The organism is Enterocloster aldenensis, assembly GCF_003434055.1.
Lineage (GTDB): Bacteria > Bacillota > Clostridia > Lachnospirales > Lachnospiraceae > Enterocloster > Enterocloster aldenensis.
Genome location: NZ_QVEX01000015.1, coordinates 100,585 through 123,174, shown reverse-complemented (window position 1 = coordinate 123,174; position 22,590 = coordinate 100,585). Strand labels below are relative to the sequence as shown.

The window sequence follows — 22,590 nt, the reverse complement described above, 5'->3', positions numbered from 1 at the left end:
GTTGTCTACTTCTGGGTGGACTCACGTATGATGAGTTCGGTATTGAGCAGGACCTGGCGCGGTTTGACGCCTGGGGTATGGAGCTTTTCTATCAGCAGCTCGCAGGCCATGTAACCCAGCTGGTACTTGGGCTGGTTAATGGTCGTGATGGAGGGGGAGGCTGCCTGGGATATGCTGACATTGTCGAATCCGGTTACAATGATATCCTCGGGCACGGAGAGGCCCGCCAGGCGGCAGCCCCGTATGGCAGCCGCTGCAAGTACATCGGAGACCGCAAATACAGCAGTGGGACGCTCTTTCTGGGACATCAGCTGGTGGATGGAGGAAAGGGCCATATCAAAGTCCAGTTCAGGCAGCTGTATGATCCAGTCCTTATTAACCGGCAGGCCTGCGTCTTTTAGGGTCTGGATATATCCGGCCTTTCTCTGACGGGCGTATTTATACCGGTCCGGCCCGCACAGGAAGGCAATTTTCGTATGGCCGGTGGACAGTATGTAGTCCATCATTTTCTTGGTAGCGGCCCTGTCGTCAATGCTGGTATAGGAGACCAGGTCCTGGTTTTCCGTATATTCGCAGCACTGTACAAAGGGGAGGGTATGGTACAGGCTGTTAAAGTATCCCTGGTCTACCGCATTTAATATGATGGCGCCGCAGAGGTTGATATTGTTTAAAAGGTTGAAGAATGTGGATTTTGTTGTGGTGTTCAGATGCTGTACATTGACCAGCGTGTAGTAACCGTGGCGCAGCGCGGCATCCTGCGCGCCTTTAATTACATCGTTATAAAAGGGATTGGAAACGGAAGGGATATTGATCAGTATCACCTTGCCGTCTTTTTTTTGGTTGGTGGTAATGAAATTCTCCGGTAACGGATACTCCAGGGACTGGATTGCATCCATGATTTTTCTGGCAGTGCTGCCCTTGACCACGGCTGTATGATTGATGAAACGTGATACGGTCGCAATGGAAACGCCGGACAGGTCCGCTATCTGTGAAATGGTTGGTTTTGTTGGCATATCTGATACCTCGCAATCAAATGATATATCTAGGATACACCAAATTGTTGGAAATGTACAGAAGAAATGTAAAAAATGTAAATTTTTCTTAAGTATTGACAATAATATGAAAAAAAGATATAGTAATAGATGAAAAAACCATGAAAAATAGGAGAAAAAATAAAAATTTTACATAATAATGTAAAACGAACATAAGGAGGCAAAATGAAATTCGGTGTAAGTTCCTATATCTGGGTGTCGCCGTTTTCCAACGATACCATAGACCAGTTAAAACATGCAAAGGATCTTGGATTTGATATCTACGAAATCGGAGTGGAGGATCCGGCATCCTTTGACCCGGTCTTTGTGAAGCATGAAGCCGACCGGGTTGGCATACAGGTGAACATATGCGGGGCTTTTGGGACAGAACGGGATATCAGCTCCGATAACCCGGATTACCGGGATAATGGGATGGCGTATATCAGGACCTTGATTGATATGGCTTCCATCCTGGGTTCACCCTATGTGGCGGGTCCCATGTATGCGGCCACGGGCAGGGCAAGGCTGGCATCAACAGAAGAACGGAAAAGGCAATGGGCGTACGCAGCAGGCAATCTCAGGGAGCTTGCAGGCTACGCCGCGTCAAAGGGAATCCGGCTGGCGCTGGAAACCCTGAACCGGTTTGAGACGGATTTCCTCAATACGGTCCAGCAGGGAATCCGGCTGCTGGATGAAATCGGCTGTGATAATGTAGGCTTCCTGCTGGATACATTCCATATGAACATTGAGGAAAAGAACCTGGGACAGGCAATCCGGATGGCGGGGGACAGGCTTTTTGATTTCCATGCGTGTTCCAATGACAGGGGCACGCCGGGAGAGGACCATCTGGACTGGAAGGAAATCAGCCAGGCCTTAAAGGAGATTGATTATGACGGGGCAGTGGTGATTGAATCGTTTACCACGGATATAAAAGAGATAGCCAAGGCAGTGTCCTTATGGAGGCCGCTGGCTGCCAGCCAGGACGCGCTGGCATCAGAAGGGCTTCAGTTCCTGAGAAAGAATTTATAAATGGATATTTATAAATAGAAACAAAAACATTTAACTAAGGAGGGTGTAACATGAGAAGAAGACTGTTGGCATTGATGGTGGTTTCAGGGATGGCCCTGATGACGGCCTGTTCCGGATCATCCCAGCCGGAGAAGACCACGGCGGCACAGACAGCTGCAAAAGAAGAAAAGGCGGAGCCGGAATCCACAGAGGCCCCAAAAGCAGAGGCATCGGAGGAATCCAAGGAGGAGAGCGGGGGAGGAAAGGTTTATGGCTATATCACCCCGGGGCCGGACACCTGGTATCAGAGAAACGTGGAAGGATTCCAGATGGGCGCGGAGAAGGACGGCAACAAAGTGGTGGTGCTGAATTCTGATTATGATGTCAGCAAGGAAGTTTCTAATATTGACTCCATGATTAACCAGGGCGTGGACGGTTTATGTATCTTCTCATTTAATGAAAGCGGCGCTAAAATTGCAGCTGAGAAATGTGCAAAGGCCGGTATCCCGCTGGTTTCCACGGACAGTGTGGGAACGGCGCTGGACAACAATGGCAATGACATTGTTGCGGCCATTGACTTTGACTGGACTGAGATGGGCAATAATTACGGCCAGTGGTTTGCGGATAACTGTCCGGGGGAAAATATTTTTGTCATAACAGGAAACTTTGAGTCCGTTCCCTGCCAGAGGATCAATGAAGCCATGCAGGCCAAGGTGGATGAACTTGGAAAGAACAAGATCATTGATATCCAGGAAGGCGAATATAACCCAAGCAAGGCCATTACCGTTGCCCAGGATGCAATCGCCTCAGGCAAGGATTTCTCAGTTATATTCGTCATGAATGAAGATATGGCTGCCGGCATCATCCAGATGCTGGATTCACAGGGAGTGGCGGATCAGTATAAGGTGGTATCCCAGAACGGTTCCCCTGCGGGCCTTCCGCTGATTAAGAACGGCAAGCTGGCTTACACCATTTCTTCCTCCCCGGGCTGGGAGGGACTTGTCTCCTACCAGGTCCTGAACCAGTATGCGACAGGAAAGAACACGGCGGTACAGCAGCAGGTTGAGCTTCCCATCATGCCTGTGGACCAGAGCAACATTGACGACAAGACAAAGGTTGTTCCCTGGGAAGTGGATGAGTGTTACTGGGATCTGACCAAAGAGTATTTTCCGGATTTAGTGCAATAATGAATGGATTGGATGGGGGTTCATATGAATCCCCATTTATAGATAGGGAGGGGAAGGAATTTGGGAAACATATTATCCATGGATGGAATCTGCAAATCCTTTTCCGGCATACAGGTACTGAGGGATGTGGGCCTGGAGCTGGAGGCAGGGCAGATCATATGCCTGGCCGGGGAAAATGGGGCCGGAAAATCCACCCTGATAAAAATACTTTCCGGGGCTGAGAAACCGGATAAAGGCCGGATTACGATTTTTGGGACCACATATGACAGGCTGACACCGGGACAGGCCATGGCGCTGGGGATTGCCACTATTTATCAGGACGCCGACCTGGTGGGGTCCCTTACGGTTTCTGACAACATTTTCCTGGGAAATGAGATATTGAAGACAGGTGCCTTTGTCAACAACCGGGTACAGGAAAAAAAGACAGAGGAACTGCTTAAGAGCCTCAGCATGGATATAGACCCTTCCATGCTGGTGGAGGAGCTTTCGCCGGGACAGAAACAGAATCTCCAGATTGCTAAGGCTTTGTATCAGGAAGCGCGTATTTTAATCATGGATGAACCCACGGCGTCCCTGGGGGAGGAAGAGACCGCGTCCCTTATGAACCTGGTGGAACAGCTTAGGAAAAAGGGGCTGGGCATCCTATATATTTCCCACTATCTGGAGGAAATGTTCCGCCTGGGGGATGCTGCCTATGTACTGAAGGACGGCGCCATGGTCAGAAGGCTTGTACTGAAGGAGACAGACCAGGATGAGCTGATTAAGGCAATGGTGGGAAGGGATGCGTCCAATTTTTATCAGAAGGCAAGCACCCCGTCCGGAGACCAGGCCCTGAAGGCGGAGCACTATTCCGGCAACCGGATTGTGAAGGACGTAAGCTTTACCGTATCCAGGGGAGAAGTATTTGGACTGGGGGGCCTGGTAGGGGCCGGAAGGACAGAACTGGTCCGCATGATTTACGGGGCAGACCCAAGGGATTCGGGAACGCTTATCCTGGATGGGAAGGACGTGACGCCCAGGAACCCCAAGGACGCGGTAAATAAGGGGGTATTCCTTGTATCGGAGGACCGGAAAGGCGAAGGACTGTTCCTGATACGCTCAGCAAAGGAAAACCTTACCATCTCAAGAAATGACAGGTCCTTTTTCCTGAACCTGAAAAAGGAGCGAAACCTTGTGGAGGAAAGCATACAAAAGCTGCAGATAAAGGTGTTCAGCCAGGACCAGGAGGTAGGGAACCTTAGCGGGGGCAACCAGCAGAAGGTCGTGATTTCGCGGTGGCTTTTGGAAGAAGGGGATGTGTATATTTTTGACGAACCCACCAAAGGCGTGGATGTGGGCGCCAGGGAGGAGATTTATAAACTGATTGAAAAACTGGCAATGGAGCAGAAAATCGTGATAATGGTTTCCTCAAACATGCCGGAGCTTATATCCATGAGCGACCGGATCGGGGTCATGAGGGACGGACGCCTGGTGAACATCCTGGATTCGGAAGAGGCCACAGAGGACAGGCTCATAAAAGAATATATTGGTGTGAAGGAGTGAAGGGCAGATGAAGGACAGAAATAACTTGAAATATAAAATTCTCAGTCAGCAGTGGCTCATACTTCTGTTGATTATTTTGCTGATATCCGTGCTTACGGCGCTGAAAAATCCGAGATTCCTCATGCTGAACAATGTAATGAACATATTTGAGCAGATTGCAGTGCTGGGCCTGGTTGCCGCAGGCGCCACCATACTGATCATATCGGGGAATTTTGACATATCCGTGGGCGCGGTCATAGGCTTAAGCTCCTGTCTTATGGCCATGATGATGAATTCCGGCATTCCGATTCCGGCCGCTGCCGCCGCAGGCATAGCCACAGCCATGTTCTGTACCTTTTTTAACGGAGTCCTGTCAATTTTATTCAAAGCCCCGTCCTTTATCATATCCCTGGCCACAACCAGCGTATATACGGGCGCGGCCCTATATCTGACCAAGGGCGTGATACAGACCGTATATGGGAAATTTGACGCCATGAACCGGTTCCGCCTGTTCGGGGCAATTCCCCTGATTTTCATTATCAGCCTCATCGGCTGTGTGGTGGTGGGCATCATACTCAGGTATACGCAGATTGGGCGCCGTATTTTTGCCATTGGTTCCAATGAAAAGGCAGCCTTCCTGTCCGGTATCAAGGTAACGGGGAACAAGCTGGTATTTTTTGCAATGAACGGTTTCTTTGTGGGACTGGCAGCGGTCCTGCTGCTGTCCAGGGTGGGTTCGGCCCTTCCGTCCACAGGAGCCGGATATGAGCTTCAGGCCATGGGGGCTGTTGTGATTGGCGGGGCGCCTATTAACGGAGGAAAAGGAAATATCATAGGCACATTTTTTGGCGTGCTGCTGATGGGACTTATTTCCAATGTATTAAACATACTGGGCGTAAATTCTTACCTGCAGGAAATCGCCTCAGGCGCACTGATCATCATTTCCCTTGGCATCAGTGCAATCAGGGTCCATATGCTGACAAAGAATTAAAGGAGGTTCATGATGAAAAACATAGGAATAATCGGATGCGGGAAGATTGCACAGACAAGGCATATCCCTGAATACATGGACAACCAGGACTCCAGGCTGGCTGCGTTTTATGATGTAAATGCAGAAAGGGCAAGATTCCTTGCAAAGAAGTATGGGGGACGTGCCTATGGCACGTACAGGGAGCTTTTACAGGATAAGGAGATTGACGCTGTTTCCGTATGCGTGCCCAATGAGCTTCACGCCCAAATTTCCATTGAGGCGTTAAAGGCAGGGAAGGACGTCCTGTGCGAGAAGCCTATGGCAGTGTCACTTACGGAATGCCGTCAGATGGTAGCCGCGGCGAGGGAATCAGGGAAATGCCTGATGATCGGACAGAACCAGAGGCTTGCCAGGGGGCATGTGCTTGCAAAGCAGCTGATTGAACGCGGGGATATCGGAAGGATCATTACATTCAGGACAACCTTCGGCCATGGAGGACCGGAGGGCTGGAGCATTGACCCGGGCCGGGATACATGGTTTTTTGACAAGAAAAAGGCGGCCATGGGCGCCATGGCGGATTTGGGGATCCATAAAACGGATTTAATCCAATATCTTCTCGGGGAACATGTGGCAGAAGCCACAGCGGTCATGGCATCCCTGGACAAGAAGGATGGCAGCGGCCGTCTGATTGAAGTGGACGACAATGCAATCTGTATTTATAAGATGGAATCCGGTGTGGTCGGGACCATGACAGCCAGCTGGACCTATTATGGGCAGGAGGATAATTCCACCGTATTGTATGGCACTGAGGGAATCATGCGGATATACGAGGACCCGGAATATTGTATTAAAATCATAAAACCGGGCAATGAGGTAATCCTTTATAATGTGGACCAGATCCAGACCAATGATAAACAGACCAGGTCCGGTGTGATTGATGCCTTCGTGGAGTGCATTGTCCAGGGCAAAGAACCGCCAATCAGCGGAAGCAGCGTATTAAGCGCCATGAAAGCGGTTTTTGCAAGTATGGAATCTGCCAAAACAGGAAAAACAATTAGGATAGGCGGAGGGGAATAGGATGAAGATAGGGTTTGTAAGCGCTATCCTGGATGGATGGACATTTGAGGAAATGATGGAAACTGCTGCCGGGATGGGGTATCAGTGTGTTGAAGCCGCATGCTGGCCGGACGGAAAAGCGGAACGGCGGTACGCAGGGGTAAGCCACATCGATGTAGACAATACCAGCCATGGATATGTGGAGCATATTAAGGAAATAAGCAGCAGGACAGGAGTTGCCATAAGCGCCCTGGCATATTATCCCAATACAATGGACAGCAATCTGGAGAAACGGGAAGCAGCCATTGCCCATCTGAAGAAGGTCATATGTTTTTCCCAGAAACTGGGAGTGGGCCTGGTCACAACCTTCATCGGAAGGGAACAGACAAAAAGTGTGGAGGAAAACCTTGAAACGTTCAGGCAGGTATGGCCTCCTATCATACGGTATGCAGAGGAGCACGATGTAAAAATTGCGGTTGAGAACTGCCCCATGCTGTTCGGCCCGGAGCAATGGCCGGGAGGCCAGAATCTGTTTACCACGCCTGCGCTTTGGAGAACGCTTTTTGATATCATACCCAGCAGGAATTTCGGCATCAATTATGACCCCAGCCATTTTGTATGGCAGATGATGGACTATATCCAGCCAATCTATGAATTCAGCGACCGGATTTTCCATGTGCATTATAAGGACATTAAGGTGTATCCCTGGAAACTGGCCCGGGTCGGCACCATGGCCTATCCTTTGGAATACATGGCGCCCAAGCTTCCGGGGCTTGGGGATGTGGACTGGGGACGCTATGTGTCCGCGCTTACCGATATCGGGTATGACGGGTTTACCTGCGTGGAGGTGGAGGACCGGGCGTTTGAAACAGACCGGGAGCGGATCCTGGACAGTTTAAGGCTTTCCAAACGGTACATAGAGCAGTTTGTCCAATAATATATAAACCTCATAATGACTTTGAAGGCTGCTTTAGTATAAATTCCTCTCTTTTACAGATACTACATTTACGGGCAACAAAGAAGATAAATGTCAGAAAGTAAAATGGAGGAATTTTGTTTATGAAAGCTACAGGAATAGTAAGAAGAATTGACGATCTTGGACGTGTGGTCATCCCGAAGGAAATCCGCCGTACCCTGAGACTCAGAGAAGGTACGCCATTAGAAATATTCACGGACAGGGAAGGGGAGATCATCCTCAAAAAATATTCGCCCATGATGGAACTGACCACCTTCGCGGTACAGTATGCGGAAGCCATGGCCCAGTCAACCGGGCTGCTTGTCTGCATTACGGACAGGGACCAGGTCATTGCGGTTGCCGGCGGTGCAAAAAAAGATCTGTTGCAGCGCAACATCAGCCGTCAGTTGGAACAGGCCATCAATGAGCGCAACACGGTAATGGCCGGCAGGGAGGACAAGGCATTCATCCAGCTGGTGGATGAGGAGCTGGAAGGCGTTTCAGCCCAGGTGGTGGCTCCGATCATCTGCGAGGGAGATGCAATCGGCGCCGTGGCGCTGATGAGCAGGGAGCCAAGGGCCAAGTTTGGCGATATGGAAACAAAGCTGGCATTGACGGCAGCCGGGTTTCTGGGACGCCAGATGGAAGGCTAAAGGCTTATATAATCATGATAGGCAGGGGGATTCCCGGTACAGGAACATATGTGTCTGACCTGTACCGGGATTTTTCTGCCTGGTTTTTTGGGGCTTTTTTCCTGGTTACGTTTATGCTATACTGGCATTATCGGTATCTGGAATGTAATTTAAGGGCCAAGGGGTATACATAAGATTGAGATGAAAGTAAAGACACACTGGGGCAGGAGATGGATATGCCTTCTATGGGCAGGGGTTATGCTGCAGGCAGCCGCGCCTGTGGGACAGGCATGGGCATCACCGGTGACACAGGCGGAGCAGGAAAGGGAATCGGCCCGGGCAGAGGAGGAAAAGGCCAGGGAAGAGGCAAAGGCGCTGGAACAGAAACAGGGAGACGCAGAGTCCCAGGCCAGGAAACTGGACGATGAGCTGACAGGACTTCTCACCTTAAGCGACCTCCTTAAGTCCGATATGAAGGAATTGGAACAGCAGATAGGGACAGCGGACCAGGAGTATGAGGCGGCTAAAAAGGACCAGGAACACCGGTATGGGATGCTGAAAAGGAGAATCCGTTTTCTCTACGAGGAGGGCAATGTCACATACCTGGATATTCTGTTAAAGGCAGGGAGCATCGGGGAATTAGTGGACCAGACGGAGTATTTTGACCAGCTTTACCGCTATGACCAGAACCAGCTGATCCAGTATGAGAAGGTTAAGGCAGAAGTACTGGAAAGGAAGCGGCGGCTGGAGGAAAAGCGGTCTGAGATGGAAACCATGGAGCAGGAATATAAGGTCCAGCAGGCAGATATCCGCGCACTGATACAAACAAAGGAACAGGAGACAGCGGACTTTGGCGCCCAGCTGGCTGCTGCCAGGGAACGGGCTGCAAAGGCAGCCGATCAGGTAAGGAAGAAGAATGAGGAAATCCGCCGCCTGCGGGCGGAGGAGGCCAGGCGCAGAGAGGCAGCCAGGCGCAGCGCGGAAGCCGGGCGCAGGGAAGAGGCAGGGCGCGGCGCGGGATCCGGGAAAAAGGAGTCCATGTACGATCGGGAAACGGGGCCAGGCATCCCTCAGCCGCTTAAAAGCACCGGAGGCACTGCCTTTGGGCGCAGCGTAGCGGATTACGGCCTGCAGTTTGTGGGCAATCCCTATGTATGGGGAGGCACAAGCCTGACCTCGGGCGCGGACTGCTCCGGATTCACCCAGTCGGTCTACCGGCACTTTGGGGTGGATATCCCAAGGACATCCGCGGAGCAGGCCTGGTTTGGAAGGGAGGTTTCCTATGAGGACATGGAACCCGGGGATCTGGTCTGCTATTCCGGCCACGTGGCCATGTACATAGGCAATGGACAGATTGTCCATGCCAGTTCCAGAAAAGAAGGAATCAAGGTGGGCAATGACCCGGCCTACCGGACCATCGTGTCCATCCGCAGGCCGTGGCAGTGAACATACAATACGGACAGATGGGGTGAATGACAGTGATATCAGATAATAAGCGTACGGCAGGATGGCTGAAGGCCGTTGCTGCGGCAGTGATCATATTGGGGACATGGCTGGCCATGACCACGGCGGCATATGCAGATGAGGCCATCCGGTCCGTAACAGTGACGGTAACTTCCTCTGTCACTGCCAACGGGGATGGCGGCAGCGTGTCCGCCACAGCGGACAGCACAAAATACCATGTTGTTTCCTGTGATTTCATCAATGGGAAATCCCAATGGAAGGCAGGGGACATACCCAAGGCATCCATTGAACTGGCTGCGGATGAGGGATATTATTTTGGAGACATCCGTTCATCCGGCGCCCATATCCGCGGCGCGGACTATGTTACATGCAAGAAAAGCGATGCCAAGCGCAGCCTGACCATAACGGTTAAGCTGAAGGGGGTAAAGGGTACCCTGGACCGGGTAGAGGAGGCCTACTGGGAGGAAAAGCCCCTGGGCAAGGCCAGGTGGGCCAAGGTAGAAGGCGCCGGCTCCTATGAGGTAAAGCTGTTCTGTGATGGGAGCATGGTTTATCATGTGCCCAGGACCAATTCGGTGAGTTATGACTTTTTCCCTTACATGACAGATGACGGGGATTACTATTTCAAGGTCAGGGCGGTTGCCAGGACAGAATCCGAGGCAGGTTACCTGAAGGCAGGGGACTGGGCGGAATCCGATAATCAGGAGATTACGAAAAAGGATGCCAGGGCAGCTGACAAGCGGGCAGCCTCCGCCGGAATCAAGGGCGTCAACGCCAAGGACGGGACCGGCCCCATGGGCCAGGCGCCGGGGTGGGTCCAGGACGGCAGCGGCTGGTGGTACAGGAATGAGGACGGTTCCTATCCGGTGGGCAGCTGGAAAGCCATAGGGGACAAGTGGTACCTTTTTGACATGAACGACTATATGCTTACGGGCTGGCAGTGGAAGAATGACAGGGAATATTATCTGACCACCAACGGGGACATGGTTGCAGGATGGTTTCAGTACAACAGGATATGGTATTATCTGGACCCGGAGCAGGGGAAGCTTACCGGGCAGTGGCTTCAGCAGGGGGATCAGTGGTATTACCTGAACCCGGACGGAAGCATGGCAACGGGCTGGCTTCTGTCCAAAGGAAACTGGTATTATCTGGATCCCAGGAACGGGCAGATGGTAAAGGACCAGGTGGTGGACCAGTATTATATTAACCAGGACGGGATCTGGATCCCTTAACAGGAGGAGAATCACTATGAATGTTTGGAAAAAGGCAGCGGCGGTATCCGTGTGCCTGGCGGCCATGGCAGTATGTTCCTTGTCTGCGCTGGCAGCGGTCAGGACGGAGACAAGGACGCCCATTACCAGCGTATCCATCCGGGTGCGCTCCGATGTCCAGGCGGATTATGAACTGAATGAGGCCACTGTATATGCCACAACGGACAGCAGCCTGTACACTACGGGCGCCTATAAATGGGTCACTAAAAACAAGGAATACTGGGAACCCGGCGATGAGCCCAAGGTGCAGATTGAGATACATGCAAGAAGCGGTTATTACTTTAACCGTGTGACAGGACCAAGCAAGTTCCAGATTGACGGCGCCACCTATGCCTCCGTTAAACGGACCAATAATGACGAGACGCTCCTGCTGACCGTTAAGCTGACCCCGGCCTCAGGAATCCTTGAGATTCCTGAGAGCGTGGAGTGGATGGGATATCCTCCGGGCAAGGCCACCTGGGCAGCCGTGCCCTATGCGGGCGCTTATGAATTAAAGCTTTACAGGGACGGTCAGATGGTACAGGGCGTTCCTAAGGTGATTGCCACCACCTATGATTTTTATCCGGTGATGACCGTGGCCGGCACATACCAGTTCCGGGTCAGGGCCATACCTAAGGATTCGGAGGAACTGGCCTATATAACCGGCAGCGACTGGGTGTATTCCGATGAACTGGACATTGACGCGGATGAGGTGTGTACCCTGAACGGCGGGGTGACCGGGCCGCAGGAGGACAGGCAGCAGCTGACGCCTGCCCAGATCGGGTGGGTCAAGGATGATGAGGGCTGGTGGTACAGGAACGTGGACGGCACCTATCCCGCAGGCGCCTGGAAGGAGATTGACGGGAGCTGGTACCTGTTTGATTTCAGCGGATATATGCTGACAGGCTGGCAGCTTAAAAACGGAAGATATTATTTCCTGGATATGAACGGGGTCATGCAGACGGGATGGCTTCAGGATAACCGGAAGTGGTATTATCTGGAACCCGACGGGGCCATGCACACGGGATGGCTGGAAGCAGGAGAGGCCAGGTATTTCTTTGACCAGGACGGGGCCATGCACACGGGGTGGCTTCTGGATAACGGCACATGGTATTATATGAACCCGGACAACGGAACCATGGTAAGGAATACAACCGTGGAAGGCAGGTACCTGGATCCGGCGGGAATTTGGAGGAATTAATATTGTGCGGCCGGATTGGATAAGGCTTATTCATTACCGGCAGAAATGCCAGGGGCATGGCAGGATGGAGATGCAGGTTTCTCCTTCCTGCCATTTTTATGGACGGGGTCATCATAATGCGGGGAGGGGATATGGCAGAATTACAAAATGGTTACAAAAACGTTTATTTTTGTTGACGGAGTGACCGAAGAAGGCTATACTTGAGTTAATGACGAAAAGTGTAAATATTAGGGGATTACAGGGGGATTTTATGTTTATCGTTCCGATTACCAGAATGGATGGGATCATACCTTCCGACAGCCAGAAAAGCAGCCCTGCCAAAGGGCAGACCGGTCCGGTCCCATTTAAGGAATTCCTGAAGACTGCTGTAAAAGAAGCGGACCAGGCCATGAGGGAAACACAGGAGATGGATATAAAACTGGCATCCGGCCAGGTGGATAATCTTCACACGGCACTGATACAGGCCGAGAAGAGTGCTGCTGCAATTGAGTTCACTACTCAGTTATCATCCAAGGCAGTAAATGCATATAATCAGATCATGGGTATGCAGGTTTGATATTAAAACGAAAGATAGTATCGGTGGGTCATGGGGATTAAGGAAAAGTTGAAATCAGTATCCGGGGACAAAGGCGGCGTCAGCCGCATGCTTGATACTGGCAGGAAGAAGGCGGTGGCTGCAGGGATAACCTCAGCCGTAATCATAGCACTGGCAGCCAGCGTGCTGCTGAATACTAAGAAGGGCGGGAACTATGTAGCACTGTTCCCGGGAATATCCAAAGAGGAGAATAACGAAGTTCTTACGGTGCTCAACGCAAGAGGGGTTGAGGCCAGGAGGAACAGCGAGGGAGAAGTGACGGTTCCGGAAGACCAGTTGGGCGACATCATGCTTGATATGTCCGAATTGGGGTATCCGAAAACGGCACTTCCTTTTGACATTTTTTCAGATAACATGGGTTTTACAACCACTGAATTTGAGAAGCGCCAGTATCTTCTCATGAACCTGCAGGACAGGATTGAACGTACCCTTAAGGATATGACCGGGGTCAAGAACGCCATCGTCACCCTGAATGTACCGGATGAAAGCAACTATGTGTGGGATGAAGGGGATTCCAACAGCACGGGTTCTGTGTCCCTGACCCTGATGCCCTCCTATGAGCTTTCGCCTGAAAAGGTGTCGGCCATCAAGAACCTGGTGGCGGACAGCGTGCCAAGGCTGCTGCCTGAGAATGTGACGGTGGTCAATGCGCAGACCATGCAGGAGATGGTTGCGGATGACATCGGCACCACTGCATATGGCCTGAACCGCCTGGATTTTGAGGCCAAGGTGGAGGAACGGCTGGAGAATAAGATTAAGAATGTACTTACCCTGGCATATTCCCCGGATAAGCTGAGGGTGTCGGCAACCGTGGTCATTGATTACGACAGGATGATTACCGAGGACCTGCACTATGAGCCCCAGGACAATGGCCAGGGGGTGGTGGGGCAGTACAAGGAAGGCAGGAGCCTGAACGGAGGCGCTGCCGGCGCAGGAGGAATTGCCGGTGAGGAGAACAATACGGACATACCTGCCTATGGGACCGCAGGTACCGGCGGCGGAACAGGCGGCACCGGAGACTACTACAGGGATGTGGATTACCTTGTAAGCTACATCAAGAAACAGATAGAAAAGGATAATGTAAAGCTTCAGAAGGCCACCGTGGCCATCACGGTCAATGACGATAACCTGACCGATGCCAAGAAGCAGCAGCTCATTGACGCGGCCTCCAAGGCAGCCAACATTGCGCCGGAGGATATCGTGGTATCCAGCTTCCGGGAGATACCAAAGGAAACGGTCAAGAACGACAGGCCCGCACTGCCTGTACAGGCGCCGGCGCAGACAGGACCGGATTACCGTCTCATAGCGGCTGCGGCAGGCGTGGGCATACTAATATTCCTGCTGATCCTCCTGCTTTTCATGCGCAGCAGGAAGAAGCATTTAAAAGAAGACCAGATGCTGTTTGCGCCATTTGAAGGCGAAGATACACAGGAGCCGGTTCCGGCTGAACAGCGGGCGGGGGAGGATGCGGTGCAGAACAGCCTGGGAAGGATTCGGCCGGATTCTTCCGATCCCGTGGACCAGGTCCGTTCCTTTGCCCAAATGAATCCAGAGATTATTGCATCCATGATCAGTACATGGCTGAAGGAGGATAAGAAGTAAGATGCCTGCAGAAGAGAGAAGACCGGCCCAAAAGGCTGCGGCTGTCATATCCATACTGGGGAGCGAACGGGCATCCGAGGTATTCCGTTACCTGACAGAGAATGAGGTGGAGCAGCTCTCCATGGAGATTACAAGGCTGCCAAGGCTTACCCAGGATGAGCTGGAAGACATTGCCCAGGATTTTTATAATTGCTGCGTCACAGAGAAGGTCATAACCGAAGGCGGAAGGGATTATGCCAAAGAGGTGCTGGAAAAGGCCTTTGGCCAGCAGCAGGCCAAGAACCTGATGGACCGGGTCAGCAAGGCCCTTAAGACAAAGGCCTTCAGTTTTATCCGGAAGGTGGACTATAAGACATTGATGGCAGCCATCCAGAACGAACATCCCCAGACACTGGCCCTGATTCTTTCCTATGCAACCCCGGAACAGGCCTCAAAGATAATCGCAAACCTGTCCCAGGACACGCGGGTGGATGTGGTGGAACGGATTGCCAACATGGACCGCGCCCTGCCCATGGCAATCAAGATTGCAGAGGAAGTGCTGGAGAAGAAGATTGGCGCGTCCTCCTCTGAGGAAACCATGGAGGTGGGCGGACTGACCTATGTGGCTGATGTGATGAACCATGTGGACCGCAGCACGGAGCGGGATATATTTGACGAACTGAATATGAAGAACCCGCAGTTGGCGGAGGATGTGCGCAAGCTGATGTTTGTATTTGAGGATATTGCGTATCTGGATCCATTGTCCGTACAGCGTTTCCTGCGGGAAATCGATACAAAGGACCTGTCGGTAGCCCTTAAGGTGGCCCACAAGGATGTGACCAATACCATCTTTGCCAATATGTCGGGCAGGATGAGGGAATCCATACAGAGCGATATGGAATACCTGCATAACATCCGCATGAGTGATGTGGAGGAAGCCCAGCAGAGGATTGTGGCTGTCATAAGGCGGCTGGAAGAAGAAGGCGAGATTGTTATTTCCAAGGATGGAAAGGATGAGATAATTGTCTAGGATATTAAAACCGGCCCAGACCGTTGCGGGAAGCGCCATGGTCAGGCTGTACCAGCCCGCACCGGATACCGGGGCGCAGACAGGGCCTGAATCCGGGGGCGGCGCACCGCCGGACCCGGGAGAGGACCAGGGCGGCAGACGGTACGCTCTTATATCGGAGGAAAAGCGCAAGATACTGGAACATGCCAGGAACCAGGCGGAACAGGCAGCGGCCAGGATACTGGAAGAGGCCTATGCACAGAGGGACAATATAGTCAACACGGCCAGGGATGAAGCCGGAAGGATCCGGGAGCAGGCCAGGCAGGAAGGCTATGAGCAGGGACTTAAACAGGCCCTCTGCGGCATAGGGCAGGATATTGCCGGTATCCGTTCGTCCGTGGAAAGGATTGGCGGGGAATTCGGCGAATTTGAACAGAGGCTTGGCAGCGGGATAGCAGACCTGTCCTTTATGATGGCAGAGAAAATCCTCAGGAAGAAAGTGGAATATGACGAGACAGAGCTGGCGGATATGATTGAAAAGGCGGTGCTGTCAGAGCGGGACAGGGAGAATATCACCCTTCATATGCCGGCTCAGGCCGTGAAACTGATAGAGACGCTGGAGAAACGTCTGGAACCCCTGAGGGAAAAGGGGTTAGGGGGAGGCGGCGCCATAAGGATAAAAACAGAGGAACGGCCGCTGGGGTTTGTCCAGGTGGAGACAGAGGAAGGGATTGTGGACGCATCCCTGGATGTCCAGTTAGGGAACCTGAAGAAACATCTGGAGGCCCTTGGGGGCAGGCAATAAGGCGGTAACCATATGGAATTAGGGCAGATAGAACAGGAAATACAGAATGCGGATTTATACACCTACCTGGGCAAGATAGACAAGATTGTGGGGACCACGGTGGAAGCCATGGGACCGGCCTGCAGGCTGGGGGATGTGTGTACCATTGATGTGGTGGAGGGAACCAACCCGGTCAGGGCCGAGGTGGTGGGATTCAGGGAGAACCGGGTACTGCTGATGCCCTATGAGGAGATGGAGGGAATCGGCTACGGCAGCGCGGTGCGCAATACAGGGGAACGTCTCAGGATTGCTGTTTCCAACAAACTCATAGGCAGGACCGTGGACGCCATGGGCATGCCCATTGACGGCCTGGGGCCTGTGGAGGATGTCTCTTATTATCCCATTACGGGAAAGCCCTCCAACCCCATGGAACGCCCCAGGATTGATACCGTCATACAGATGGGGGTCAAGGCCATTGACGGGCTTCTGACCGTGGGCAAGGGACAGAGGATGGGGATCTTTGCCGGCAGCGGCGTGGGAAAGAGCACGCTGATGGGCATGATAGTCAAGAATGTGAAGGCGGATGTGAACGTCATTGCACTGGTCGGGGAGCGAAGCAGGGAGGTTGTGGAGTTCATTAACAGGGATTTGGGTGAGGAAGGATTAAAACGCTCCGTGCTGGTGGTGGCAACTTCCAGCCAGTCCGCCATGATGCGCTCCAAGTGCACCATGACAGCCACTACCATTGCAGAGTATTTTAAGGATCAGGGCATGGATGTGCTGCTGATGATGGATTCCCTTACCCGGTTTGCAATGGCCCAGAGGGAAGTGGGGCTCAGCATAGGGGAACCGCCGGTGGCCAGGGGGTATACGCCTTCCATCTATTCCGAGCTTCCAAAGCTTCTGGAGCGTTCCGGTAATTTTGAGGAGGGTTCCATTACCGGGATCTATACGGTGCTGGTGGAAGGCGATGATGCCAACGAACCCATATCCGATACGGTCCGCGGAATCATAGACGGGCACATCATGCTGTCCAGGAAGGTGGCGGCCAAGAACCGGTATCCGGCAATCGACATCCTGTCCAGTGTCAGCCGTCTGATGAACGACATCGTGACACCGGAACACAAGGAGGCCGCGGGGAAGCTGCGCAGGCTTTTGGCGGTGTATGAGAGTAACAGCGACCTGGTTTCCATCGGGGCCTACAAAAAGGGCACGAACCCGGAACTGGATGAGGCCCTGGAGCGCATAGACCGTATCTACGGATTCCTTCAGCAGAAGACAGATGAGAGTTTTTCCCTGGATGAAGCGGTAATCCAGATGATTCAGGTAACGGATTAAGGGGCAGATTATGAAGAAGTTTGTATTTTCACTGGAACGTATGCTTGTATACCAGCAGCAGAACCTGGAAAAGGAAAAAGGGATTCTCGGAAAGCTTACGGCTGCCAGGGATGAACTGGAGGAAATAAAGAATGGGCAGGAAACCAGGATAGCCCATATCCAGAAGGAGATTAAAAAGAGGCAGGCCGAGGGGACTACGGTATTCATCCTGAAAGGATGCTTTGCCGTCCTGGAGGGCGCCAGGCTTCAGCTGGAGGATACACAGAAGGAGCTGTCCCAGGCACAGGCCAGGGTGGAGAAACAGCGGCGCATTGTCACGGAGGCTTCAAAGGAAGTGAAAAAACTGGAGAAGCTGAAGGAAAATCAATTGGAGGAATATCACCATGACGAAGCAAAGGAGCAGCAGGACATGATTACGGAACATGTTGCCGGGGCTTTTGTCAGGAACGGTGTTTCCTAGGGTGTGTTTGGAATTCCAAATACAGCCTGGTACTGAAGGACAGTACTTATATAAAACGGCATATGTGAAAGGAGGTGAGAAGATGAATACAGGAACATTTACACAGATAGCAGCAGACAGCAGCTATAAAACAGCCCAGGCATCCGGTTCTTTGTCAGGAAGGGGAAAGCAGGCGGCAGCAGTTTATTTTGCGGATGTATTTGCCAGAAGCCTGCGGGATGACGGCAGGACCCCGGATACTAAGACATCTGCCGGGAAACAGGAACATGGATTGGACGCAAAAGCACGGCATACGGAAAAACAGGATCCAGTCAGGTCCGATGTCAGACGGCAGACGGCAGACCAGGATGGGAAGTCCGGGGGCGGCGCAGACCGGAACCTGGAGGATGGCAGCGGCGCGGCAGCAGATGCAGTGGATAAGACGGCAGCCGGTAATGCCGGAAATGACGGGGATGCACAGAACCGTACGGATGACGGCCTGAACCTGGAAGCGGCCATGAGCCTGCAGGCCATGATGGCCTTCCTGCAATATGGGGACCCGGATATACAGGACGGGGGAGCACAGACAGCAGGGAAAACGGACGGGCAGATTACGGTGCAGGCAGGAACGGTGCTGCAGACTGTCCGTGAGGAACAGGACATAAGTCCGGTGTTGGCAGCCATGGCAGGAGCGGATGACCAGGAAAGGGTGTCCGGCCAGGATATGCGCCGGGCGGCGGTATCCGGCGCAGAGGAACCTTCGGTGGGGCAGACAGCCGGGCAGGACCGGACAGAAGCGGACAGGACCGGGAGGTTTTCCCGTACCATGAAGGCGTCGGATGAAGCCGGCACCGCAGTCTGCGGGGAAGCATCTGTTAAGGGAAGTACACAGCCGCCCCAATCCGGTATAGAAAGCCATACCTTCCTGCAGGGAAGACAGGAACTGGTTAGGGCCATGGGCCAGGAACAGGAATTGTCAGCCGCAGCGGACGGGGACACCGGGACAGCCAACCAGGTCCTTGAGGAACTGAAGCGGAATGCAGAGGCCGGAGGACTGAATCTGACAGACCGGATGAACCAGAACCGTTTGAACCCGGGGTTTGGTATGAATCAGGTGAAAGAGGGGCAGGAACAGCAGGTTCCGGTTCTGGAGCAGCTTAAGACAGGCCTGGAACAGGGAATCAAGACCGGGATGAAGGAACTGACCGTGCACCTGAAGCCGGAAGGTCTGGGTGACATTGTCATCCATCTTGTGGGTACCGGGGAGAAGATGTGGGTGCGTATAGGTGTGGCCAATCCGGAGACAGAAAAGCTTGTCACCAGCCAGATGGAGAGCCTGAAGGATATGCTGAGGCCGCTGGATACAGAGGTGGCGGAGGTATACCATGACAGCCGGGGAACCATGGATTTTGCAGGTTATGACCAGCAGATGCAGGACCACCGCGGACAGCAGTCCCAATCCCATTACCGGTATTACGGCAGGGATGACAATGCAGGGCCGGATGAGGATTTCCTCATGGAAGCCGGGCGGATGACGGCGCAAAGCCGCATGAGCAGGCTGTATGCATATGTATAAGGCCTAAAACAGGAAAGGGAGATAGAGATGCCAGTACAGATTCCAAATTATACCTCGCCGTATGCCCTGGGTATGTCAGGGACAACAGGGCCGGGAACCACTTCCAGGGCGGCGGCGTCATCGGCGGGCAGCACAACGGGACCGTCGGCAGGCAGCAGGACGACATCGTCAGCAGGCAGCAAAACGGGACCGGGCGGCACGGACAGCCAGGATAAGACAGACACGTCTGGGACAGATGGGAGTTCCGGCACAGGCAATGTGATTGACGCCGTGTTTGGGGATGCGGATGACAAGATGGTCAGCATGGAGGATTTCCTTACGCTGATGGTTGCCCAGCTTAAGAACCAGGATTTCATGAATCCTGTGGATGATACCCAGTATGTGACCCAGCTGGCCCAGATATCCAGTATGCAGCAGATGGAACAGATGGCCTACAACGCCAAGAGCACATACGTGACAAGCCTTGTGGGGAAGTACGTATCGGCAGCCAAGTTTACGGTATCAGGAGAACTGAAGAAGTCGGAGGGACTTGTGGATAAGGTATCCCTCCTGGATGAAAAGTTTGTGATATATGTGGACGGTGAAGCGTACGACATGGATGAAATCATGGAAATCAAGACGCCGCCAGTCACCACCACTCCCAATGAGGACAATAAGGATGACAAGGATCCCGGGGATGACGGGGATTCAGGCAATCAGGGGGATGGAAGCGGCAAGGTGTAGAGTCGGGCAGGTTAACAGGAGACAGGGAAACACGAAAGATAGGGAAACACAGAAGATAGGGAAACACAGAAGATAAAGAAACACGGTCCGGAACAGGAGGATGAACAGTGGATTCAATGATTTATAATAAAATGCTTCATACCCCCATCTATACGGGGACCCCAGGCGGGCCGCCGGGAAACAGGCCCCAGGAAGCAGGAAGCAATGACAGCGCATTTAAAGAACTGCTGGAGCAGAGGATTAAGGAAGAAAGCCAGGTGTCGTTTTCCAAGCACGCCATAGAGCGCGTGGTGGAGCGGGGCGTGGATGTATCCTCAGAGAACATCGGCCGCCTCAATGAAGGCATCCGCATGGCAGAGGAAAAAGGCTTAAAAGAGCCGCTGATCCTTCTGGGTTCCACTGCCTTTGTTGTCAATGTCAGGAATAATAAAGTAGTTACAGTTGTGAATGAGGACAGCCTGAAAGGCACGGTCTTCACAAATATTGACGGAACCGTTATGATATAGCCGGTCCTTTGGGAGGCTATCCTTACCCCGAATGACGGACGGGTAAGGCGGTTTAAAAAGGAGAATTGAATATGTTAAGATCACTATTTTCAGCAGTGTCGGGCATGCAGGCCCATCAGACCAAACTGGACGTCATCGGCAATAATATTGCCAACGTGAATACGTATGGCTTTAAGTCAAGCCGCGCACGTTTCCAGGATGTTTATTATCAGACACTTCAGAGTGCCACCAGCGGAGACAACAACAGGGGCGGCACCAATGCCAGCCAGGTTGGTTACGGAGCGCAGCTGGCAGGAATCGACCTGAACATGGAACGTTCAGCCCTGCAGTCCACGGGAAGACCCATGGATGTGGCCATTACCGGCGAGGGGTTCTTCCAGGTGATGGACTCTGACGGCAATATATTCTATACCAGGGCAGGAAACCTCCAGCTGGATTATAAAAGCGGCAACCTGGTGGATGCCAACGGATACACGGTGCTGGGCGTCACAGGGGACCCCTTAGGCAAGGCTGCTGCTTCAGATAAGATACATTTAAGCATCCCATCCAAGAACAATGCCCAGTCCAGCAGCACCCAGGAAATCAATGGGGTTAAATACACCATAACATCCCAGAACGCCACAGGGGATGCCAATGTATCCATTTCGTTCAAACTGGATGAGACCCTTCCGGATGGCGCGGATGTGGTGGTCAAGGCCAGTGAGTTCAACACCTCCAGCATTGTGGTGAGGATCAGCGACAAAGCATCCTTTACCAGTTTGTCTGATTTCAATGAGAAAATGAACAGCGCCATTGCCCGGGCAAATAACGGCACGCCCCACCCGGCAGGCAATTTTACCATAACGGCCCAGCCAGCCCAGACCGGCGGGTTTACAGGCAAGGAGCTGATGGGGGAGAACTTCGGGATTAAGCCCGGTGAGCAGATATTTGCCGATGCTTATAAGGACAGCGGGATTTTCGGAGGCATCAAGCCTTCCAGCACCAGTACGGAACCGGTGTTTACGGCGTCAGGGGACGTGGAGTATACAATCGTGAAGGCAGGCACCAGCCCGGATGCATGGAAGCTGACCGCGACCGTGGAAAAGGATGGCGTAAAGAGGACATTTGAGGGCCTGATTTCAGAAAACAGCACGTCGGCCAACAGCGTGTGGCTGAAGGAGACCGGAACCCCGCCAAGCGGTGAGGAAGCCGGACAGTACATTGAAGTGAAGCATCCCGGCTACACGGCCATTGAAGATTATTTCAAAATAAATCCCACGGCTGATACAACGGTTGCGGCCGGAACCATTACCGCGGCCACCAATTCCAGGGATTTAGGTCTTGGCAGCAAGGCCTTCACCCTGACAGACGGAAGCGCAGGCGGGACCGTATCCCTTTCCGACGCAGGCGTCACCATCCTGGCAAACGGTATCATAGAAGCCAACCATCCGAATCTGGGAAAAATCCAGATAGGGCGTATTGACCTGGTAACCTTTGATAACCCCTATGGACTTGAGGGCGTGGGCAATTCCTATTTTAAGGCCACAGGCAACTCCGGCGACCCCAAAGCCTGCAAGGCAGGGGAGGACGGCACAGGCGCCCTGAAAACCTCATCCCTGGAGATGTCCAATGTGGATATTTCCACGGAGTTTGCGGATATGATTGTTACACAGAGAGGCTTCCAGGCCAACTCAAGAATCATCACCGTATCAGATTCCATCCTGGAAGAGCTGGTAAACCTTAAGAGGTAACTGCATGGATTTTCAATCAGGCCCTGGTGATAAG

The 22,590-nt window shown here is 52.7% G+C and carries 21 protein-coding genes; 20 read left to right on the top strand and 1 reads right to left on the bottom strand.

The window, feature by feature from the left end; all coding sequences use genetic code 11:
• Nucleotides 1-5: 5 nt before the first annotated feature.
• Entirely contained in the window at nt 6-1,013 is a 1,008-nt protein-coding gene (locus DWX59_RS22525) for a LacI family DNA-binding transcriptional regulator (protein ID WP_117561684.1), read from the bottom strand.
• Between the two features lie 204 nt (nt 1,014-1,217).
• Between DWX59_RS22525 and DWX59_RS22520 the strand changes: the two genes are divergently transcribed.
• The 20 genes from DWX59_RS22520 (at nt 1,218) to DWX59_RS22425 (ending at nt 22,556) form a co-directional block, all read left to right on the top strand.
• Nucleotides 1,218-2,060, top strand: a complete 843-nt coding sequence (locus DWX59_RS22520) for a sugar phosphate isomerase/epimerase family protein (RefSeq protein ID WP_117561681.1) — start codon at nt 1,218-1,220, stop codon at nt 2,058-2,060.
• A gap of 50 nt (nt 2,061-2,110) precedes the next feature.
• Nucleotides 2,111-3,226 (top strand): sugar ABC transporter substrate-binding protein, encoded by a 1,116-nt coding sequence (locus DWX59_RS22515; RefSeq protein WP_117561679.1) that lies wholly within the window; start codon nt 2,111-2,113, stop codon nt 3,224-3,226.
• A gap of 60 nt (nt 3,227-3,286) precedes the next feature.
• Complete coding sequence (locus DWX59_RS22510) at nt 3,287-4,768, top strand: sugar ABC transporter ATP-binding protein (protein ID WP_117561676.1); 1,482 nt, start codon at nt 3,287-3,289, stop codon at nt 4,766-4,768.
• 7 nt (nt 4,769-4,775) lie between these two features.
• A complete protein-coding gene (locus DWX59_RS22505) occupies nt 4,776-5,738 on the top strand; it encodes an ABC transporter permease (protein WP_117561674.1) in 963 nt (320 codons plus the stop codon).
• 12 nt (nt 5,739-5,750) lie between these two features.
• Nucleotides 5,751-6,794: a Gfo/Idh/MocA family protein gene (locus tag DWX59_RS22500; protein ID WP_117561672.1), complete on the top strand. Its 1,044-nt coding sequence runs from the start codon at nt 5,751-5,753 to the stop codon at nt 6,792-6,794.
• Between the two features lies 1 nt (nt 6,795).
• Entirely contained in the window at nt 6,796-7,710 is a 915-nt protein-coding gene (locus DWX59_RS22495) for a sugar phosphate isomerase/epimerase family protein (RefSeq protein WP_117561669.1), read from the top strand.
• A 122-nt stretch (nt 7,711-7,832) separates the two neighbouring features.
• Nucleotides 7,833-8,381 carry a stage V sporulation protein T gene (gene spoVT / locus DWX59_RS22490; RefSeq protein WP_117561667.1) on the top strand — a complete coding sequence of 183 codons (549 nt, stop codon included), beginning with the start codon at nt 7,833-7,835 and terminating at the stop codon, nt 8,379-8,381.
• A gap of 180 nt (nt 8,382-8,561) precedes the next feature.
• On the top strand, nt 8,562-9,806 hold the full coding sequence (locus tag DWX59_RS22485) for a C40 family peptidase (protein ID WP_117561664.1): 1,245 nt from the start codon (nt 8,562-8,564) through the stop codon (nt 9,804-9,806).
• Between the two features lie 26 nt (nt 9,807-9,832).
• Nucleotides 9,833-11,056, top strand: a complete 1,224-nt coding sequence (locus tag DWX59_RS22480; RefSeq protein WP_117561662.1) for a PspC-like choline-binding domain-containing protein — start codon at nt 9,833-9,835, stop codon at nt 11,054-11,056.
• A 16-nt stretch (nt 11,057-11,072) separates the two neighbouring features.
• Nucleotides 11,073-12,275: an N-acetylmuramoyl-L-alanine amidase family protein gene (locus DWX59_RS22475; RefSeq protein WP_117561659.1), complete on the top strand. Its 1,203-nt coding sequence runs from the start codon at nt 11,073-11,075 to the stop codon at nt 12,273-12,275.
• A 250-nt stretch (nt 12,276-12,525) separates the two neighbouring features.
• The gene (locus DWX59_RS22470; RefSeq protein ID WP_117561657.1) at nt 12,526-12,831 is read left to right on the top strand and encodes a flagellar hook-basal body complex protein FliE; all 306 of its coding nucleotides are present in this window, start codon (nt 12,526-12,528) and stop codon (nt 12,829-12,831) included.
• 30 nt (nt 12,832-12,861) lie between these two features.
• Nucleotides 12,862-14,472, top strand: a complete 1,611-nt coding sequence (gene fliF, locus DWX59_RS22465; RefSeq protein ID WP_117561654.1) for a flagellar basal-body MS-ring/collar protein FliF — start codon at nt 12,862-12,864, stop codon at nt 14,470-14,472.
• Nucleotide 14,473: 1 nt separating this feature from the next.
• Nucleotides 14,474-15,481: a flagellar motor switch protein FliG gene (gene fliG / locus DWX59_RS22460; protein ID WP_117561652.1), complete on the top strand. Its 1,008-nt coding sequence runs from the start codon at nt 14,474-14,476 to the stop codon at nt 15,479-15,481.
• Entirely contained in the window at nt 15,474-16,265 is a 792-nt protein-coding gene (locus DWX59_RS22455) for a FliH/SctL family protein (protein ID WP_117561650.1), read from the top strand. The genes fliG and DWX59_RS22455 overlap by 8 nt, the downstream gene beginning before the upstream one ends.
• Nucleotides 16,266-16,277: 12 nt before the next feature.
• On the top strand, nt 16,278-17,582 hold the full coding sequence (locus DWX59_RS22450) for a FliI/YscN family ATPase (RefSeq protein ID WP_117561647.1): 1,305 nt from the start codon (nt 16,278-16,280) through the stop codon (nt 17,580-17,582).
• A gap of 10 nt (nt 17,583-17,592) precedes the next feature.
• Nucleotides 17,593-18,042: a flagellar FliJ family protein gene (locus tag DWX59_RS22445; RefSeq protein ID WP_117561644.1), complete on the top strand. Its 450-nt coding sequence runs from the start codon at nt 17,593-17,595 to the stop codon at nt 18,040-18,042.
• 82 nt (nt 18,043-18,124) lie between these two features.
• Nucleotides 18,125-19,597, top strand: a complete 1,473-nt coding sequence (locus DWX59_RS22440; RefSeq protein WP_117561641.1) for a flagellar hook-length control protein FliK — start codon at nt 18,125-18,127, stop codon at nt 19,595-19,597.
• Nucleotides 19,598-19,624: 27 nt separating this feature from the next.
• Nucleotides 19,625-20,320 carry a flagellar hook assembly protein FlgD gene (locus tag DWX59_RS22435; protein WP_117561639.1) on the top strand — a complete coding sequence of 232 codons (696 nt, stop codon included), beginning with the start codon at nt 19,625-19,627 and terminating at the stop codon, nt 20,318-20,320.
• A gap of 107 nt (nt 20,321-20,427) precedes the next feature.
• Complete coding sequence (locus tag DWX59_RS22430; RefSeq protein ID WP_117561636.1) at nt 20,428-20,826, top strand: TIGR02530 family flagellar biosynthesis protein; 399 nt, start codon at nt 20,428-20,430, stop codon at nt 20,824-20,826.
• 71 nt (nt 20,827-20,897) lie between these two features.
• Complete coding sequence (locus DWX59_RS22425; RefSeq protein WP_117561634.1) at nt 20,898-22,556, top strand: flagellar hook protein FlgE; 1,659 nt, start codon at nt 20,898-20,900, stop codon at nt 22,554-22,556.
• The last annotated feature ends 34 nt before the right edge of the window (nt 22,557-22,590 follow it).